1 protein-coding gene is annotated in these 1,190 nt (G+C 72.4%); it reads left to right on the forward strand.

The window, feature by feature from the left end:
• Positions 1–282 precede the first annotated feature (282 nt).
• Positions 283–1,173 (forward strand): alpha/beta fold hydrolase, encoded by an 891-nt coding sequence (locus IG74_RS0144680; protein ID WP_030689596.1) that lies wholly within the window; start codon positions 283–285, stop codon positions 1,171–1,173.
• The last annotated feature ends 17 nt before the right edge of the window (positions 1,174–1,190 follow it).

Raw genomic sequence — 1,190 nt, forward strand, 5'->3', positions numbered from 1 at the left:
AGGCCTCCGTGCGGTGTAGTCACTAGACAGCTCCACCACACCGGAGGTCTTCGCCATGATCAAGCCCGGCAAGCGTTAACAACGCTCGTGAGCAATACATCTAGGGCCTGTCCGGTGGGCCTGTTTGGTGGGTCGGCGCGGGGCGCCGCGCCGCGGGAAAAGGGATTGACCTCGGTCGAGTTTGACGAGACGATACGTCCCGTCTAATGATCTGGGTGTCCCGATGCCCAGGCATCCGGCGGCTCCTTCGGGGTGCCGCCCCCACCCCATCCGGAGGTCCCCATGCCCCATCCCGTCACCGAGGCCTATGTGACCGCGGCCCCCGGCGTGCGCCTGTGGACCGAGCGGCGCGGCGACCCGGACGCGCCACCGCTGCTCCTCGTCATGGGCGCGGGCGCCTCCGGGATCGGCTGGCCGGAACCCCTGCTCGACGCCCTGGCCGAGCACCACCACGTGATCCGCTACGACCACCGCGACACCGGCCGCTCCACGACGGCCTACGACGAACACCCCTACCCCGTCACCGACCTGGCGCGGGACGTCGTCGCCGTCCTCGACGGCCTGGAGGTCCCGCGCGCGCACGTGGCCGGGCTCTCGCTCGGCGGCATGCTGACCCAGCTGGTCCTGGCCGACCACCCCGAGCGGCTGCTCAGCGCCACGCTCATCGGCACCTGCGCCCTGAGCACCCGGCCGTACGTGGCGCCGGACGGCACGGTCACGCAGTCGGCCGACCTGCCTCCGATCGCGCCCGAGATCCTGGAGATCTGGCAGAGCTTCGGCGCGGAGCGGGGCCCAGAGGCGGAGCTGGACTGGCGCGTGGAGCACTGGCGCGCCCTCGCTGGCGGCCAACTGCCCTTCGACGCCGCGTACTTCCGCGACCTGGAGCGCGCCGTCATCACCCACTCCGGTACGCATGTCTCCTCCACGGCGCACGGCCGTGCCGACGACTCCGGCATGCTGCGCACGGAGGCCCTGGCGCGCAACGAGGTGCCGACCCTGGTGGTGTCGGGCACGGCCGAGCCCGTGTTCCCGCCGCCGCATCCGCAGCACATCGCCCAGGTCGTGGGCAACGCGCGGGTCCTGGAGGTGCCGGGCATGGGCCACGCGTTGCCTCCGGCGGTACTGGGGCCCTTGGTGCGGGGCATCCTCCACCACACCCGGGCTGCCGCCTGACCGGCGCCCCTCCCACC

The organism is Streptomyces sp. NRRL B-1347 (genome assembly GCF_000720325.1).
GTDB lineage: Bacteria > Actinomycetota > Actinomycetes > Streptomycetales > Streptomycetaceae > Streptomyces.